18 protein-coding genes are annotated in these 17,358 nt (G+C 73.3%); 14 read left to right on the top strand and 4 right to left on the bottom strand.

Annotation, left to right across the window (positions count from 1 at the left end):
• Nucleotides 1-23: 23 nt before the first annotated feature.
• On the bottom strand, nt 24-632 hold the full coding sequence (locus DSY14_RS20000; protein ID WP_211718127.1) for a sigma-70 family RNA polymerase sigma factor: 609 nt from the start codon (nt 630-632) through the stop codon (nt 24-26).
• A 223-nt stretch (nt 633-855) separates the two neighbouring features.
• Nucleotides 856-1,437, bottom strand: a complete 582-nt coding sequence (locus tag DSY14_RS19995; protein WP_211718126.1) for a hypothetical protein — start codon at nt 1,435-1,437, stop codon at nt 856-858.
• 258 nt (nt 1,438-1,695) lie between these two features.
• Between DSY14_RS19995 and DSY14_RS19990 the strand changes: the two genes are divergently transcribed.
• Both DSY14_RS19990 and DSY14_RS19985 read left to right on the top strand, forming a co-directional pair.
• On the top strand, nt 1,696-3,060 hold the full coding sequence (locus DSY14_RS19990; RefSeq protein ID WP_211718125.1) for a hypothetical protein: 1,365 nt from the start codon (nt 1,696-1,698) through the stop codon (nt 3,058-3,060).
• 57 nt (nt 3,061-3,117) lie between these two features.
• A complete protein-coding gene (locus DSY14_RS19985) occupies nt 3,118-4,143 on the top strand; it encodes an NAD-dependent epimerase/dehydratase family protein (protein ID WP_211718124.1) in 1,026 nt (341 codons plus the stop codon).
• Between the two features lie 44 nt (nt 4,144-4,187).
• On the opposite strand, the gene DSY14_RS19980 is transcribed toward DSY14_RS19985, so the two are convergent.
• Nucleotides 4,188-4,469: a hypothetical protein gene (locus DSY14_RS19980; protein ID WP_211718130.1), complete on the bottom strand. Its 282-nt coding sequence runs from the start codon at nt 4,467-4,469 to the stop codon at nt 4,188-4,190.
• A 56-nt stretch (nt 4,470-4,525) separates the two neighbouring features.
• Between DSY14_RS19980 and DSY14_RS19975 the strand changes: the two genes are divergently transcribed.
• From DSY14_RS19975 to DSY14_RS19930, 10 genes are all read left to right on the top strand, one after another.
• Entirely contained in the window at nt 4,526-5,185 is a 660-nt protein-coding gene (locus DSY14_RS19975; protein ID WP_211718129.1) for a hypothetical protein, read from the top strand.
• A 121-nt stretch (nt 5,186-5,306) separates the two neighbouring features.
• Entirely contained in the window at nt 5,307-6,011 is a 705-nt protein-coding gene (locus tag DSY14_RS19970; RefSeq protein WP_211718123.1) for a GTP cyclohydrolase II, read from the top strand.
• Complete coding sequence (locus DSY14_RS19965) at nt 6,008-6,715, top strand: CDP-alcohol phosphatidyltransferase family protein (RefSeq protein WP_307851280.1); 708 nt, start codon at nt 6,008-6,010, stop codon at nt 6,713-6,715. Before DSY14_RS19970 ends, DSY14_RS19965 begins: the two co-directional genes overlap by 4 nt.
• 2 nt (nt 6,716-6,717) lie before the next feature.
• The gene (locus DSY14_RS19960) at nt 6,718-7,713 is read left to right on the top strand and encodes a zinc-binding alcohol dehydrogenase (protein WP_211718122.1); all 996 of its coding nucleotides are present in this window, start codon (nt 6,718-6,720) and stop codon (nt 7,711-7,713) included.
• A gap of 76 nt (nt 7,714-7,789) precedes the next feature.
• Complete coding sequence (locus DSY14_RS19955; protein WP_211718121.1) at nt 7,790-8,188, top strand: 6-carboxytetrahydropterin synthase; 399 nt, start codon at nt 7,790-7,792, stop codon at nt 8,186-8,188.
• Entirely contained in the window at nt 8,185-9,201 is a 1,017-nt protein-coding gene (locus DSY14_RS19950; protein ID WP_211718120.1) for a glycosyltransferase family 4 protein, read from the top strand. The genes DSY14_RS19955 and DSY14_RS19950 overlap by 4 nt, the downstream gene beginning before the upstream one ends.
• A gap of 199 nt (nt 9,202-9,400) precedes the next feature.
• The gene (locus tag DSY14_RS19945; protein ID WP_249188163.1) at nt 9,401-11,077 is read left to right on the top strand and encodes an MDR family MFS transporter; all 1,677 of its coding nucleotides are present in this window, start codon (nt 9,401-9,403) and stop codon (nt 11,075-11,077) included.
• A 150-nt stretch (nt 11,078-11,227) separates the two neighbouring features.
• A complete protein-coding gene (locus tag DSY14_RS19940; protein ID WP_211718118.1) occupies nt 11,228-12,031 on the top strand; it encodes an SAM-dependent methyltransferase in 804 nt (267 codons plus the stop codon).
• A gap of 486 nt (nt 12,032-12,517) precedes the next feature.
• Entirely contained in the window at nt 12,518-13,372 is an 855-nt protein-coding gene (locus DSY14_RS19935; RefSeq protein WP_211718117.1) for a class I SAM-dependent methyltransferase, read from the top strand.
• Entirely contained in the window at nt 13,369-14,412 is a 1,044-nt protein-coding gene (locus DSY14_RS19930; RefSeq protein WP_211718116.1) for a lysylphosphatidylglycerol synthase transmembrane domain-containing protein, read from the top strand. The genes DSY14_RS19935 and DSY14_RS19930 overlap by 4 nt, the downstream gene beginning before the upstream one ends.
• Here DSY14_RS19930 and DSY14_RS19925 read toward each other — a convergent pair.
• Complete coding sequence (locus DSY14_RS19925; protein WP_211718115.1) at nt 14,323-15,036, bottom strand: creatininase family protein; 714 nt, start codon at nt 15,034-15,036, stop codon at nt 14,323-14,325. The genes DSY14_RS19930 and DSY14_RS19925 overlap by 90 nt on opposite strands.
• Before the next feature lie 378 nt (nt 15,037-15,414).
• Between DSY14_RS19925 and DSY14_RS19920 the strand changes: the two genes are divergently transcribed.
• Nucleotides 15,415-15,759: an AraC family ligand binding domain-containing protein gene (locus tag DSY14_RS19920; RefSeq protein ID WP_211718114.1), complete on the top strand. Its 345-nt coding sequence runs from the start codon at nt 15,415-15,417 to the stop codon at nt 15,757-15,759.
• A 412-nt stretch (nt 15,760-16,171) separates the two neighbouring features.
• Entirely contained in the window at nt 16,172-17,113 is a 942-nt protein-coding gene (locus DSY14_RS19915; RefSeq protein WP_211718113.1) for an SDR family NAD(P)-dependent oxidoreductase, read from the top strand.
• Nucleotides 17,114-17,358 lie beyond the last annotated feature (245 nt).

The raw sequence follows: 17,358 nt of genomic DNA, 5'->3' as shown, positions 1-17,358 counted from the left end.
GGGGAAGGGGTCGGTGTGCGTGTTCACGCGGCCTCGCGCAACAGGCGGACCAGGTCTCGGCGACCGCGCGCCACCCGGGACCGGACGGTGCCGACGGGCACCCCGGTCAGGGCGGCGGCCTCGGCGTAGGACACCCGGTGGATCTGGGTGAGGACGAACGCGGTGCGTCGTTCGCGAGGCAGTTCGTCCAGCAGGGACGCCAGAGCGAGGTACTCGTCGAAGCGGCCGGGGGCGCCGGCCCGCGCACCGAGGGCGCACTCGAAGTCGGCGACCGGATCGGTGCGGGGGGTGCGTTCGCGCAGGCGGTAGCGGTCCACCACGGTGTGGCGGGCCACCGACAGCAACCAGGCGCGCACGGGCGCCCGCCCCGCGTAGCGGGGCAGACCGCGCAGGGCCCGGACACAGGTCTCCTGGATCAGGTCCTCCACCCAGGCGGGGTCGACACGTCGGGCGATGTAGCGTCGTACGTCCTCGCGGGTCAGCGCGAACAGGGCGTCGGCCGCACCGGGGACGCCCCGCCCGGCGCCCAGGGCCAGTCGGCGCAGTTCGGGGTGTTCGTCGCCCGAGGAGGCGGGTGGGCGCGCGGATCGAGGCGTGCGGGGTGGGCACGCGGTGGCTTCACGTGGGGTCATGTCCGTTGTGCTCTCCGTCATGGCACACGCGATCGACCGACCACGGCACGGCGGAGACGGACTCACGCCGGGGGTCGGGATCGCGGGCGTCCGGGGTCGGCGGTGTCGGGACACCGCGGGTACACCGAGGACGCGCCCGACGACGGGCACGGGAGCATGGGCCGACGGTGGTCGGCTCACGGGCGACGGGGCCGGAGGGGCCCGGCACGCGCCCGTACCCGGGTCAGGCGGCGAGGGCCAGGGGTGGGCCCCGCAGCACACGGGTGTGGCGCAGACACGATGGGCCGGCGACGAACGGCTCGTCGACCGGGACGAACCGGGGCACCGCCACCGGCTCGGGGCGCGGCAGTGCTCCGACCACCAACAACAGCGGTACGAGGGACAACGCCATGAACCGCAGGAACGCGAAGAGGGCGTCCTCACCCAACCGCAGCCACCAGGCGCTCACCAGGGCCATGACCACGTGCAGGGAGATCATCGTCCACGCCGGCATCGTGCTCGGGGAGAGCACCGCCGCGGCGTGGTCGGCGTGACCGCCGACCCACCCCTGGGTGGCGCTGAAGGTGACGTGGAGGGCGAACTGGCCCCAGAGCATGCGGGCCGTCAGCGCCCACAGCCCGAGTCGACGCACGGTGGAGGCCCAGGCCATGGCCAGCACCACGGCACCGCCGAGCAGCAGGCCGAACAGGGGCACGTCCTGCCCGGACCCCACGGCGTGCCCGATCGCGGACAGGCTCGCGCACACCAGGGTGAACACCCCGGCGCGCAGCGGTCGACACGGCGGGCTCTCGGACATCGCCACCATGGTCCCATCCTCCCCCGGGGGCGGCATACGGGGGTGAGCGGATCACCGGCAACGGTTCTCGACCACGCGTCGTGCTCCCGGTGGACACCTCCGTCGACGCGCCGCACACCCTCGTTCCGGCCCCACCGCGACCGCGTGCCCCCGCGCACGGTGACCGTCCCGACGCCCCACGCGCCGTCCAGAGTGGAGCCGGTCCCGGGTGCGGCCGGGCCCTCCCCTAGACTCGACGGCGATCCCGGCGTGAGAAGAGGTCCTGTCGTGTCCGTGTCCCCGCTCGCCCTGCTACGCGAGTGGCCCTCCCGCACCGACGGTTCGGCTCTGCACGAGTTCGTCCTGATCGGCACCGACCTCGACCTGCCCGCACTGGAGCGGGACGTGCTGCCGGCCGCCCACGAGAAGGGCGCCGCCGTGACCGTTCTCGGCGCCGCCGCTCCCGGAGCGGAGCCCGCGGCGGTGTCCCGACCGGACCGCACCCTCGCCCTCATCGAACGCACCACCCCTCACCCGCTGCCCGAACTGGTCCTGCTGGTGGGCGACGGGCACGTGACGGCGGCCTTCGGCGGCGGCGCCCCGGCCGCACCGCGACGCCCCTGGACCGTCGTGCGCGGCGGACCCGAGGGGGTCCCCTGGGCCTTCGACGACCTGGGGGCGTGGCTACGCGGCCGCGCGGGGACCCCGTCGGTCCCGGACGCCGTGGCCCGACGGCTGACCGAGGTGGCCGAACGCTTGGAGGACCTGCTGTTGACCGCACCGGTCGACGGCCCGGCCCGGAGCCTGCACGACCTGGAGGGTCCCCTGCTCTCCCACCTGCCCCGGGGGCCGGTGGACCGGTTGTGTCTGTACGCCCCGCTGCGCGGTGCCGTCACCGCGACACTGCGTTCCCTGGGCGAGCGGCTGGCACCCACCGAGGTGGAACTGATGGTGCCGCAGGACTGGCCGAAGGAGGACACCGAGGAGACCCTGCGGTCCCTGTCCGAGGCCGGCCTGGAGGCCACGTCGCGCTCGGTCCCCGACGGTTTCCCCCGACACGGCGGGCTCCTGGAGTGGGTCGGACCGGAGGGGCGGCGGGCCCTGACGCTCGGTTCGCACCTGGGCGCCCTGACCCGGGCGGACGGGGCCGCGTTGACCGCCCTGGTCCCGGCGGACGCACCGCCCGAACCGGCCCCGGACGGCGACGACGACCTCCCCACTCGGATCACCGAAGAGCTGGAGGCGTCGGGGTGGACGTGCGAGGTCGACTCCGGTGTGTACCGGATCCACGGGTCGTTCACCAACCCGGTCCCGGTCGCCGCCCGGGTCGTCGAACTCCTGGACCAGGAGGTCGCCCCCGTCCTGGTGCACGCCCAGGGTCCCAAGGCGTGGGCGTTGCTGGTGTGGAAACGGCCGATGATGCTGTTGGCCTCCGCGCCACGGGGCAGCGCCTGGCGCCTGTACCGGGTCGATCCGCCCGCCACCCCCGCCTCGCGACTGGGCGGGGAGGGCCTGTCCCAGGTGGGGCTGTTGCGCACCAGCGCTCCGCTGCACCGGGCTCCGCACCGCGACGTCGGCGCCTTCCTCGACACCCTGGACACCGACCACATCACCCTGCTGGAGAAGGTCGGATTTCTCGACAAACCCCTCTGAACCACCCGGATACTCGGTACCGGACGAGGCGCTGACCTCCGGCTAGAGTCTCGTTTCATGCGGATTCTCGTACTGGGCGGCACCTCGTTCGTCGGCCGCTCCATCGTGACGAAGGCGCTCGACCGCGACCACGACGTCACGCTCTTCCATCGTGGGCGGACCGGCACCGACCTGTTCCCCGGCGCGGAACGGCTGCGGGGCGACCGGGACGAGAACGACCTGTCCGCTCTGGAGGGACGGTCCTTCGACGCCGTGGTGGACGTCAGCGGGACCGTTCCCCGGCACGTGCGGCACGCCGCCGAGGTCCTGGACGAGCGGGTGGGGCGTTATCTGTTCCTCTCCAGCAACACCGTGTACGCGTCCGGTGCGGGACCCGGAGCCGACGAGTCGGCACCGCTCGTGGCACCCGAGTGGGACTCCGAAGTGGTCGGGGCCCGTACCCGGGGACCTCTCAAGGTCGCCTGCGAACGGGAACTCACCTCGCGCTTCGGGGAGCGCGCCACCATCGTGCGGCCCGGGGTCCTGGCCGGCCCCCACGACAACCTCGACCAGTTCACCTACTGGGTGCGGCGGGCCGCCAAGGGCGGCCGGGTCGTCCTGCCGGGCGACCCGGGCCAACCGTTGCAGGTCCTGGACGCCCGCGACCTGGCCCACCTCGTGGTCCGGCTCCTGGAGGAGGACCGCTCGGGGGTGTTCAACGCCATGGGCCCGGCCGCGCCGCTCACCCTGGCGGGCATGATCCACACCTGCGCCGCGGCGGCCGGGACCGGCGTCGAGCTGATCCTGGTGCCCTCGGGCACGGTCAAGGCGCGGTTCCCGCTGGTCCGCCCGGACCGGATCCGGGAACAGTTCTTCCAGCGCGACACCACCCGCGCCCGTGAGGCCGGTCTGCCCTCGACCCCGCTGTCCACCACCGCGGCCGACGTCCTGGCCTGGGACCGCGGCCGGGGCGAACCGCCGCTGCGGTCGGCCCCCGCTCCGGAGTTGGAACGCAACCTGCTGGACTACGTCCTGAGGTCGAGACCCTCGTTAGCGGCCCGCACTCCCCCGGGACCAACCGTCACCGATCGACACGCGCTCTGAACCACGGAGGTCTCGGCGCACGTCCCGGAGGGGAACGGCGCGCGTCAACGGCGACGTACCCGGCGCCACAGTCGGCCGGCCGCGGCCACCGGCGGCAGGGCCGCCACACGGCCCGTCCAGCCGCGGGCCCGGCCCCGTGAGTGACGGCCGGAGGCCGGATCGTCCCCGACGCCCGCACCGACGGCCCCAGGGGCCTTCACCTCCCGTATCTCGGCGGCCCGGGCGTGCAGACGATCCCGGACCTGGTCGGGGGTGTAGGCGCGTCGCTGCCGTTCGGCGCGCGCGATCGCCGCTCCGGTGGCCGCCACACCCACGAACGCGGCCACTCCCCAGGCTTTCCACCACTTCATGGTCCTAGGCTAGACCCGTGACGAACACGAGCATGTCCCTCGACGAGGCCGTGGAGTTGACGCGCACCGGTGACCTGTGGGTGTTCCGGGGCACCAGCGTGCCCGACCGGGCCATTCAGATCACCACCAACAGCCCGGTCAACCATGTCGGCATGTCCCTGGTCATCGACGACCTCCCCCCGCTGATGTGGCACGCCGAACTGGGCCGCTCACTGGTGGACATGTGGACCGGCACCCACCAGCGCGGTGTCCAGCTGCACGACCTGCGGGACGCGGTCCTGGTGTGGGGTCGCCGTTACGGACAGCAGGGATGGCTGCGCCAGCTGGACCCCACGGCCGACCGGGACATGGAGGACGCCGCGCTGCGCATGGTGGCCCGGCTCAACGGCACCCCCTTCCCCTCCACCGCCCGCCTGGCCGGACGCTGGGCCCTGGGCAGGACGCCGTTCGGACGCAAGGCGCGCGAGCGGCGTCTGGAGACCGCGTACTGCGCCGAGGTCGTCGCCCTGACCTACGAGGAGATGGGGCTGCTGCCCCAGGGCAGGCCGGCCGGCTACTACGACCCGGGACGGTTCTGGAGCGGCGACTCCCTCACCCTGGAGGGCGACGCCGCCCTGGGCGGGGAGATCCGGGTCGACCTCCCCGAGGACGCGCCCACCCCGTCGGCGCCGGGCTCACCCCGCACGTCCTGACCCCCGACGGGCCCCTCGACCGATCTCCTCGCACCACCGGTGTCGGCCGCCCGAGGTTTCACTGGGCCGGCGGCGGGGCAGGCGCCGGGGTGTGCCGTGTCCGGATTGCGGAAGGGGGCCGATGGCCGAACACGTCCTGGGCGAGGATGACGTCGCCGAGTCCGACCTGGTGTTGCGCAGCGCGCGCTTTCGATGCCTGGCGTTCCGTGATCCGGGGGACGACCACGAACACCTGGCGCTGGTCCTGGGAGAGGTCGGTGACGGTGAGGACGTCCTGGTCCGTGTGCACTCGGAGTGCCTGACGGGGGACGTCTTCGGCGCACTACGCTGTGAGTGCGGGGACCAACTGCGGGCCGCGCTGGACCGGATCGTGACCGAGGGGCGCGGGGCCCTGGTGTACCTGCGCGGTCAGGAGGGGCGCGGGATCGGTCTGGTCGACAAGGTCCGCACCATGGCCCTCCAGGACGACGAGGGGCTGGACACCGTGGACTCGGCCACCGCGCTGGGCCTGCCGGTGGACGTGCGCGACTACGCCCCGGCCGCCCGGATCCTGCGCCACGCGGGTGTGCGCTCGGTCCGGCTGCTGTCCAACAACCCCGAGAAGGTACGCGCGCTCCGGGACCACGGAGTGACGGTGGCGTCCCGTGTGCCGCTGCTGGCGGCGGCACACGGCGACAACATCGACTACCTGACCGCCAAACGCGACCGTCTGGGCCACGACCTGCCCCACCTGAACGGCGCACCGGCGAACGGCAACGGCCACGGAGGCGCCGTGCACCACGACGGTCGTCCCCGTTCGGGCCACCACCCCGGTGAGGGCGCGTGAGCGACACGACCACCTGGCCGTGGACCGGGGCACTGACCGCCCAGGTCGCCCTGCTGACCCTGTTGGGCGTGGTGACGGGCCTGGGTGTCCTGGGCTGGGCGGCCGCGGCGGTCTACACGGCCGTGGTGACGGCCCTGCTCGTGCCCGCGATGCACCGGTACGGGCGCTGCCCCCTGGGCCCCGCGGACATGGTGACCCTGGCCCGGGTCGTGCTCATCGGCGCGGCCACGGCCCTGGTCGTCGACGGCGCCCACACCTGGGCGCTGGTGTCGGTGGTGGTGCCGGCGCTCATCCTGGACGCCGTCGACGGAGAGGTGGCCCGTGGTACCCGCACCTCCTCCGACTTCGGAGCGCGCTTCGACATGGAGGCCGATGCCTTCCTCATCCTGGTGCTCAGCGTGCAGGTGGCCTTCGACCTGGGTCCTTGGGTGCTGTTGATCGGGGCGATGCGCTACCTGTTCGGCGCCGCCTCGTGGCCGGCACCGTGGTTGCACGGGCCGCTACCGGAGAGCACGGCCCGCAAGGTGGTGGCCGCCGCACAGGGGATCGTGCTCGTGGTGGCGGTCTCGGGCATAATGCCCGAACCGATGACGACGGCCGCGGTCGCCGGAGCACTGGCCGCACTGCTGTGGTCGTTCGGACGCGACGTGGCGGGACTGTGGCGTCGGCGCCCCACCCGGGCCCGCGCCATCGAAGGGAGCTGAGCATGGGACGGACCGCGCGCGCCTTCTGGGTGCGCTCACCCGGTGAGGGCGAGATCCGGGAGGTCGACCTGCCCGACCCGGGCCCCGACCAGGTGCTGGTGCGCAGCCTGTACTCGGGGATCAGTCGCGGCACCGAGACCCTGGTCTTCGGCGGCGGGGTCCCGCCCAACCAGTACGGGGTGATGCGCGCCCCCTTCCAGGAGGGCGACTTCCCCGGCCCGCTCAAGTACGGCTACCTGAACGTGGGCGTGGTGGAGGAAGGTCCCGACGCCCTGCGCGGGCGCACCGTGTTCACCCTCTATCCGCACCAGACCCGGTTCGTGGTGCCCGTCTCGGCCGTGGCTCCGGTGCCCGAGGGGGTGCCCCCGCACCGGGCGGTCCTGGCCGGCACCGTGGAGACGGCCGTCAACGCGCTGTGGGACGCCGCACCACTGGTGGGCGACCGCGTGACCGTGGTCGGCGCCGGGATGGTGGGCTGCTGCGTGGCCCGGCTGGTCTCCCGGGTCCCCGGAACCCGCGTGCAGCTGGTGGACGTGGACCCCGACCGCGCCGAGGTCGCCGGACGGCTCGGTGTCGAGTTCGCCCTGCCCCAGGACGCGGCCGGCGACCGGGACCTGGTCTTCCACACCAGCGCCAGCGAGGCCGGTCTGGTGCGCAGCCTGGAACTGCTGCATCCCGAGGGCGAGGTGGTGGAGCTGAGCTGGTACGGCGACCGCCGGGTCATCCTGCCGTTGGGCGAGGATTTCCACTCCCACCGCCTGGCGGTACGGGCCAGCCAGGTCGGCATGATCTCACCGGCCCGCCGGTCCCGCTACGACCACGCCGAGCGCCTGGCGTTGGCCCTGGGGCTGCTCACCGATCCGGCCTTCGACGCCCTGCTGAGCGGGGAGAGCGGTTTCGAGGACCTGCCCCGGATCCTGCCCGCGCTGGCCCGGGGCGACCTGCCCGCCCTCTGCCACCGGGTGGTCTACGACGTCCCCCGACACGACCACGCCTGAGCGACCCTGTGGACCGGCCGGACGCCCCACCGTCCGGTCGCGGTCGACGAACCACCCACGAACCGAGGAGGACCGCTTGTTCAGCGTCACCGTCCGCGACCACCTGATGGTCGCGCACAGCTTCACCGGTGAGGTGTTCGGCCCCGCCCAGGCCCTGCACGGAGCGACGTTCGTGGTGGACGCGACCCTGCGCCGCCCGGAGTTGGATCCCGACAACATCGTGGTGGACATCGGCGCGGCCACCCGCGAACTGGGGGCGATCCTGGCCGAGCTCAACTACCGCAACCTGGACGAGGTCCCCGAGTTCGCCGGGGTGAACACCTCCACCGAGTTCCTGGCCAAGGTGATCGCCGACCGCATGGCCGAGCGCGTCGCGAGCGGGGCACTGGGACCGCACGCGCGGGGACTGGCCGCGATCTCGGTGACCCTGCACGAATCGCACGTGGCCTGGGCCGCCTACGAACGCCTCCTGTGAGGATCCCGTTCGTGGTGCCGAACACCGACACTCCCAGCGGTGGCACCCTGTACGACCTGCGCATCGACAAGGCCGGGACACGGACACGGACCGTTCCCGTGCCCGGCACCTGGCCCCGACCGGACCCGGCGGCCGTCCGGTCCCTGGAGCGGGTCCTGGACGCGGTCCCCGACGGCGCCCCGGTGCTGATCGACGGGTTGGTGGCCTGCGGAGTGCCCGAGGTCGTGGTCGCGCGGACACGTCGCCTGCGCGTCGTGGTGGTGGTGCACCTGCCCCTGGCCCGGGAGAGCGGTCTGCCGGCCGACGAGGCCCGGGACCTGGACGCACGGGAACGCCGCGTCCTCCGGGCGTGCGCCGGGGTCGTGGCCACCGGCGCGTGGGCCGCCCGACACCTGCGGGAGCACCACGACCTGCGCACGGTGCACGTGGTCCCCCCGGGCGTCGACGCGGCCTCGCTCGCCGGCGGTGGCCGCCCGCGGCCCGAGGGCTCCGCGTCCTCACCTCGGTTGTCCTGCGTGGCGTCGTTGACCCCGCGCAAGGGACACCGGGTGCTCTTCCAGGCCCTCGAAGGCCTGGCCGACCTCGACTGGACCTGCGTCTGTGTCGGACCGGGCACCCCCCTGACGCCGGCGCCGGAGCGCGTGCGCTTCACCGGCCCCCTGCACGGCTCCGATCTGGACGCGGCCTACGACCGTACCGACCTGCTGGTGCTGCCCTCCTTGGCCGAGACCTACGGGATGGTCGTCACCGAGGCGCTGGCCCGGGGGATCCCGGTGGTGGCCAGCGCCGTGGGCGGTGTGCCCGAGGCGCTGGGGCAGACCCCCGACCACGGCGTGCCGGGGCTTCTGGTGCCGGCGGGCGATCCCGAGGCGCTCTCCGGGGCGCTGCGCGCGTGGCTGACCGACCCCGCGCTGCGCCGGCGGCTGCGCGTCGCGGCGCACGCGCGTCGGGCCGGGCTCGCGGACTGGTCCGAGGCGGCCCGTGCACTGGAGGAGGTCCTCGACCGGGTGTGAGGGAGACACCGCCCCGCCGGTCGCCCGTCACCCGCCGACCGACCCCGGGCGCGGATGTGGCGGGCTTCTCGCTCCCGCCCTCTCCCGGCGCCGACATGGCGAGTGATATCGTGCAGAAACTGCAAAAATGCTCACTCTGTATTTTTGCCCCGGAAGCAGGTTCTCTCCTCCGGCACGTTCTCCTTCCAAAGGTCAGCCCTTGAGCACTCCTCAACCCCAGGGCACCGCACGCACATCGGTCAAGCGCAGCCTCGTGGGGCTCCTGATCGTGCTGGGCGTGACGATGCTCAGCGGCACGATCGTCTCGGTCGCCCTGCCTCAGATCGTCGGATCCCTCCAGGGCACCCAGTCGCAGTACACGTGGGTGGTGACCGCGACGCTCCTCGCGTCCACCGCCTCCACTCCGGTCTGGGGCAGGCTCGCCGACCTGTTCGACAAGAAGCTGCTCCTGCAGATCTCGATCGTCCTGTTCATCGTGGCCTCCCTCCTGTGCGGATTCGCGCAGAACACCGGCCAGCTCATCGCCTTCCGCGCCGTCCAGGGACTGGGCATGGGCGCCTCCCAGGTCCTGGTCCAGGTGATCATCGGCGCCCTGGTCAGCCCCAAGGAACGCGGACGCCTCAACGGACTCATCGGGTCGGTCATGGCCGTGGCCACCGTCGGCGGCCCGCTCATCGGCGGAGCCCTCACCGACACACCCTGGCTGGGCTGGCGCTGGTGCTTCTTCGTCGGCGTGCCGTTCATGCTGGTGGCCCTGGTGGTGCTCGCCCGCACCCTGCACCTGGTGGACGCGCGCGTGCCCGGCACCCGCGTGGACTACGTCGGCGCCACCCTCATCGCCGCCGGGGTCAGCACCCTGCTGTTGTGGGTCACCTTCGTCGGCGGCTCCTTCGCCTGGCTGTCCTGGCAGACCGCCGCGATGGTCCTCGGCGGCCTCACCCTGCTGACCCTGGCCGTGTGGGTCGAGAGCCGCGTCGGCCAACCCGTCATCCCCCTGCACCTGGTGACGCGACGCGAGACCGCCATCGCGATCCTGGCCAGCGTGGCCGTGGGCATGGCCATGTTCGGCGGGGCCGTCTTCCTCGGCCAGTACTTCCAGCTGGCGCGCGGGTACTCGCCCACCGCGGCCGGACTGCTCACCACCCCGCTCATGCTCGGCACGATGGGCGCCTCCACCGTCGCCGGGTGGATGGTCTCCCGCTCCGGCCGGGTCAAGCCGTACGTGCTCACCGGCCTGGTGGTCCTCACCGTCGGCTTCCTGGCGCTGTCCACCATCGACGCCACCACGCCCCTGCCCGTGGTGTCGCTGGGCATGCTCGCCGTCGGCGTCGGCGTGGGCATGTCCATGCAGAACCTGGTGCTGGTGGTACAGAACTCCGTGCCCCTGCACGAGCTCGGTGCCGCCAGTGGATCGGTCACCTTCTTCCGTTCGCTCGGCGGCACCATCGGTGTGTCGGTGCTCGGCGCCATCCTCGCCCACCGGGTGAGCGACGACATCGCCGCCGGTCTGTCCTCCTCCGGCGTTCCGATCCCCGAAGGCGCGACGGACGGCAGCACACTGGACCTGGCGGGCATGCCACCGTTCCTGCGCACCATCGTGGAGAACGCCTACGGCGCGGCTACCGGCGACCTGTTCCTCGTCGCCACCGGCATCGCCGTGGTCGGCCTCGCCGTCGCCTTCTTCCTGCCGGACGTGCGCCTGCGCGACACCATCGACCTGCCCGACACCGAGCGGGAGGACACCCTCCCGGTCCAGGAGCGGGACGACGCCTCCTCGGACGCCGCGGAGCGGGCCGTCGACGGGGCACCGACCGGAGACGACGCTCCGGCTCCCGACACCCCGGAACGGGACGCCTCCCCCCGGTCCCGCACCTGACCCGGACCACCGCGCCCCACCGGCCCCCACGGTGGGGCGCGTTCACACGAGAAGCCCGGCGTGACCGGGCTTTCGGGGTTGCGAACGGACCCGTCAGGGGACCAGACTTCGGGTACCGACCGCCACGCCATCCCCGATCGAGAGGCCCCCATGACCGACACCCCCATCGACTCCAGCGTCGCCCACACGGCACGGGTCTGGAACTACTGGCTCGGCGGCAAGGACAACTACCCCGTCGACCGCGAGATCGGCGATCGGGTGAAGGCGCTCTTCCCCCAGGTCGTCGACGTGGCCACCGGGGACCGGCTCTTCCTGCGCCGCTCGGTGACCTACGCGATCCAGCAGGAGGGCATCGACCAGTTCCTGGACGTGGGCACCGGTCTGCCCACCGCCAACAACACCCACGAGGTCGCCCAGACGCTCAACCCCGAGGCCCGCGTGGTCTACGTCGACAACGACCCCCTCGTCCTGGCCCACGCCCGCGCGCTGCTGACCGGCACCGAGCAGGGTCGGACCCAGTTCGTCGGCGAGGACCTGCGGGAGGTGGACGCGGTCCTGGACGCGGCCCGGGAGACCCTCGACTTCGACCGTCCGATCCTGCTCACCCTCATGGGGACCATGGGTCACTTCGAGCACGACCAGGCGCTCGAACTGGTGCGCGCCTACGTCGACGCGCTGCCGGCCGGCAGCCTCGTGGCGATCTGCGACGGCGTGTTCGGTGACGACGGCGGCGCCGCGCCCGACGCGAACGCGCTCGAGGGCATGAAGCTGTGGCAGGAGCAGGTCGCCCAGCCCTACATCATGCGCTCGGTGCCCGAGTTCGGTTCCTACTTCGAGGACCTGGAACTGATCGACCCCGGTGTCGTCTCGGTGTTCCACTGGCGCCCCGAGCCCACCGAGGTGGGCAGCCTCCGCGACGTCCCCCAGTACGCGGGGCTGGCCAAGAAGGCCTGACCGGTACGGGCCGGCGCCGGAGCGGATTCCGGCACCGGCCCGAGTCTCGTGCGGTGGGCCGGTGCGTTCCCCCACCGCCGGCGGACGGGCCCCGGCCGTGGGCCCGGTACCACGAGGGCCGGGGGTGCGACCGACCAAGGCCCTTGCCGGCTCGCGCCGGCGATCGGATCCGCGATGTCCGGTCGGCCCCCGGAACGGACCGGCCACGCGCGCTGCGGGACGGTGACCCGTGCGCCGGTGAACACCGGGGCGACGACGCCGAGCGCACTCGGACGGCCCATCCCGGGCCAGACGTCACCCCCACCACGTCCCGGTGGCCCCGGACCGGAGCCCCGATCGACCCCGCGGGATCGCGCCCGGGGCAGGACCGGAATGACGGCCCAGGTCCCGGGCTCGCCGGTTCGGACCTCCCCGCCCGTATCCAGCCGGCACTCTGGTAGGAGGCGCCCGTCCACCGACGGCCGCACTCCACCGGGAGGAGTCCCGATGAGTTCCGTGTCCGAGAACCCCCTGCCGGCCTTCGAGCCGGACTGGTTGGCCCTACGCGAGGAGGCCGACGCCGAGGCCCGTGCCACCGCGGCGCTGGACCCGCTCCGCGCCCACCTGGCCGAGCGCGGCACCGGCCCGGGTACCCACCCCCTCAGAGTCGTCGACCTGGGGTGCGGCACCGGATCCCAGGGGCGTTGGTTGGCACCGAGGCTCCCCGGGGCCCAGACCTGGGTCCTGTACGACATCGACCCCGGTCTGCTGTCGACGGCCGGGGCGCGTATGCCCACCCGCTCGGCGGACGGGGCCCCGGTGCGGTCCCGGATGTGCCTGCGCGACCTGGGGTCGATCACCGGACGGGACCTGCTCGACGTCGACCTGGTCACCGGCTCCGCTCTGCTGGACGTGCTCACCCGGGACGCCCTGGAGTCCGTGGCCGATGCCGTGACCGGGGCCGGCTGCGCGGCCCTGTTCACCCTGTCGGTGACGGGTCGGGTGGAACTGTTCCCGAGCGACCCGGCCGATCCGCCGCTCACCACCGCCTTCAACGCCCACCAGCGTCGCGGCGGGCGCCTGGGACCGGACGCCGTCGGGGTGGCCGAGGAGATGTTCCGGGAACGGGGCCACCGGACACTGACCTTCACGAGCCCCTGGCGCCTGGGGCATGATCGTGCCCCGCTGGGGCTCGCCTGGCTGCGCGGCTGGGTCGGCGCCGCCCGGGAGCAGGAACCCGCCGCGGCGCCGCACGGGTACCTGGAGCGCCGGCTGGGCGCGTGCGGACGGGGCGAACTCGGTGTCATCGTGCACCACACCGACCTCCTGGTCCTTCCCGAGGGGGCCACGGAACACCCATGAGGCGCAGGTGGTGGCAGGCGGAACCGTCCCGGGCGGACGGGCCGCTCCCGTGGTGGCGACGTCCGAGACTCGTACGCCCCCTACTCGGACTGGCCGTGCTGGCCGGGGTGGTGTGGTGGTACCCCCTGGAGGCGTTCACCGACGCGTTCGAGGCGGTCGACGCCCCGGCAGTGGCGGCGGCGTTGGTCATCGGCGCCGTCACCACCGTGCTGTGCGCCTCGCGCTGGGTCCTGGTGGCACGCGGGGTGGGGCTGTGCCTTCCGTGGGGGCGGGCTGTGGGCGACTACTACCGCGCCGTCTTCCTCAACGCCGTGCTGCCCGCGGGTGTGCTCGGTGACGTGCACCGGGCCGTGAGTCACGGCCGTTACGCCGGTGACCTGCCCCGTGGTGTGCGCGCCGTGGTGTTGGAACGGATGGCCGGGCAGTCGGTGCTCGCCGTCACCTGCACGGTCCTGCTGTTCACGCTGCCCACCGCCCTGCTGGGACCGGGACTGCTGACGGTGGCCGCCTCGGTGGGCCTGTTCGTGGTGGCGGCGCTGGTGGTCGCCGTCGGTCGGCTGGTCGGGCGGCGGCGCGGTGCCCGCTGGTGGCGGACGCTGTCCGCGACGGTGAGCGACACCCGGGCCGGTCTGTTCACGATGGCGACGGGCCCGGGTGTGGTGCTCCTGTCGGTGGCGGCGCTCTCCGGACACCTGGCCCTGTTCCTGGTCGCCGCCCGCTCGACGGGGGTCACCACCCCGGCGCTCCTGCTCCTGCCCTTGCTGGTGGTGGCGCTCGTGGCGATGAGCGTGCCGGCCAACGTCGGTGGCTGGGGGCCGCGCGAGGCGGTCACGGCGTTGGCCTTCGGCGCGGCCGGCCTGGGGGCGCAGGCGGGGCTGACCGTGTCGGTCACGTACGGGCTCCTGGCTTTGGTCGCGGCCCTTCCCGGCGCGCTGGTGCTGGTGTGGCGGCTACTTCGGGTCGAGGACGCCCAGGTACCCGGTGAAGAGCGTGACGAGGTGGGCCAGGAGGTCACGACCCTCGGTCGCCGTGGCGCGTGAGGGCAGACCCACGACCCCGGAGCGGGTGTAGCGGGCCAGGCCGGTGGTGAGCATGTGGTCGCGCCGGTCGGCGAGGTGGTCGGCCTCCTCGTATCCGGACCGCACCAGATCGGGCCGCACGTGCAGCAACACCGAGGTCTCCAGTTCACCCGCGTGCATGTCCCGGTCGTTGGTGGTGCTCATCGCCGCCGCGCGACGGGCGGCCTCCCAGTCGTGCGGTCCGGGGAAGAGCGCCATGTCGCCGCCCGAGGCCTGCACCAGGTTGGCCAGGACGTGGTTGCCTCCGTGTCCGTTGACCAGGACCAGTTTGGGGGTGCCGGCCTTGCGCAGGGACGCGGCGATGTCGGCGGCCATCGCGTACAGGGTGGGCGCCGAAACGCTGACCGTCCCGGGCCAGGCCTCGTGTTCGTGGGAGCAGCCGAAGGCCAGTGGAGGCAGCACCCGCAGGCCGGGATGGGCGTCGGCGAGGCTCTGGGCCAGCGCGGAGGCGATGACGGTGTCCGTGGTCAATGGCAGGTGCGGGCCGTGCTGTTCGAGGCTGCCCACCGGCAGCAGCGCCACCCGGGCGGCGCTCGCGCGCTCGTCCTCACTGGTGGACGTCGGCAGGGGATCGGAGAAGTCCATAAGGGACATTCTCCTCGCCCGCGCCGGAAGAGGATACGCCCCTCGTGGGGTGTCGCGTCTTCGGGCCGTTCCGATCCGTGACCCGAGACCCGGCGCGAAGGTCTTGACCTCGAGTGCGGTCGAGGTTCTTCACTGGACACGAGAGGGCAGGGGCGTCCGGCGCCGCCGCACCTCCCCAGGGCGGCACGGGCCCGGCGATCCGGTGTCGTCCGCCCGGCGCCCGGATGTGGCGGGGCGATCGGTGCACGCGACCGGCGCGGGTCCGTGCCGCGGGCTCGGCGCCGCACGGGGCGTCGGGTGTCCGACTTCCGATGTCCGGAACGCGCCGATGCCACGCCACGCGGGTCTCCCCTGCCGCCCGACCACACGAGGAGAGACATGACCAGGACCGAGGGCACCGTCCGCCGTTTCCGACCCGAGCGGATCGAGGGATGGCAACGGTTCGGCGACCACGCGATCCGCCTCGGCCCCGTGGTCGAGGCACACGAAGGGGGGCCACTGAGCGCCTATTTCGCCCGGTTCGCCCAAGGTGAGCGCGCTCCGCTTCCGGCCCCCTACTCCGAGGTGTGGGTCGTGCTCCGAGGAGCCGTGAGCATCCACGGTCAGGGAGCGACGTTCACCGCCGGCCCGGGCGAACTGCTGCACGTTCCCGAGCACTCCCCCGGCGAGGTGTGGGCGGAGCAGGACACCGAGATGGCCTGTGTGTCGGTGCCCGCGCATTGAGTGTCGTGTACGGCTCGTGTCGGTGAACCGACCCCGCGCCTTTACGTCGTAGATTCGTCATGGGTCGGGAGCTCCCCTCAGGCCACCGTCCCACCCGATGTCGGGGTCGACCCCACCGGTGGTGCGGCGGAACCGGCCACGGGGGAGGGCGTCGGAGGACACGCGCGCCTTCCCACGGGTCGCCCCGCTCCCCTGGGTGCGGCGTGGCGGGCCGGCCGCCTCGGGGTTGCCCGCAGCCCGATCGGCTCCCTTCCCCCGCGGTCCCCGACGTCCGCGCCGCGGCCCGCGCGCCCGGACCACGCACCGGCCGAGCCCATCGCTGCCCACGCCGGCACCCACCCCGGTTCCGGACAGACCGCGCCGTCACGTCTAGGCTGCCCGGATCGGCCAAGAGTGACGGGGAGGGGCGCGCATGTGGCGACCGCCGAGACTGGACGACAGGACGATCGCGGTGACGGGGGCGAGTTCGGGGATCGGACTCTGGATCGCCCTGCACCTGGCCCGGGCGGGGGCCGAGGTCGTCCTGCTGTGCCGTGACACCGCACGCGGCGAACGCGCCGCCACGGCCCTGCGCGAGGAGGTCCCCGGGGCGCGCACGCGGGTGGTCCGCGTGGACACCTCGGATCTGTCGAGCGCCCATGAGGCCGGGGCGACCCTGGGGCGACTCCCCCGGTTGGACGCCCTGATCAACAACGCGGGGCTGGTCATCGCCCCGGCCCACCGACAGGTCAGCGTGGACGGACACGAACTCACGCTGGCCACCAACGCGCTGGGGCACCTGGCGCTGACGCACGGGGCGTTGGGCGCCCTGGAACGCGCGGGGGGACGGTGTGTCTGGATGGGGTCGATGTCGGCCAAGCTGGTCCGCCCCACCCCGGACGACCTGGAGCTGGAGCGTTCCTACGCGGGATGGCGGGCCTACGCCCAGTCCAAGCTGGTCGCCCAGGCCTTGGGGTTCGAACTCCAGCGCCGTTTGGCCGAGCGCGCCTCGACGGCCACCGGTCTGGTCGCGCACCCGGGATACTCGCTGCCGGTGCTGGCCCCACAGGCGGGACCGGTGTTCACCCCGCCCACCCCCACCACCCTGGACCTGCTGCAGTTTCCGTGGGCCCAGGGCAACGACCGGGGGGCGCTGCCCGCGGTCTACGCGGCGACCTCTCCGCACGCACGGGGCGGACAGTTCTACGGGCCGCGCAACGGCCTGCGCGGGGACCCCGTGGTGACCGGTGGCATCGCGGGCGTCGCGGGCGCGGGCCATACCGGCATGGGCGGCCCGGGGTGGCGGAGCGTGGACCCCGTGGTGGGTGCGGCGGTGTGGCGGTTCGCCGCACGGGCCTGCGGCCTGCCCGACTGATCGCGGGGCCGAGACGGCCACCGGACGGAACCGGCCCGGACTATGGCGAAGGGCACAGTCCGGCTTCCCGGGGCACGGAATTCAGCGAGACGGGACGTCCCGTCACTTAGACTGGACAAAGCGGTCCGATCGCTTCGAAAAACCATTTCCTGCTCCCCCTCACGCACCGGAATACTGCTGTGGCCAGGGGGGTTACCTTCCCATTGGGGACGAAACAGGTCACCGCAGCGGCCCGGCCCCTCCCC

Origin of the sequence: Nocardiopsis sp. MG754419, from assembly GCF_018207095.1 — a bacterium.
Lineage (GTDB): Bacteria > Actinomycetota > Actinomycetes > Streptosporangiales > Streptosporangiaceae > Nocardiopsis.
Note: the sequence above shows the minus strand (reverse complement) of the source record. Positions and strands in the feature narration are given on the sequence as shown.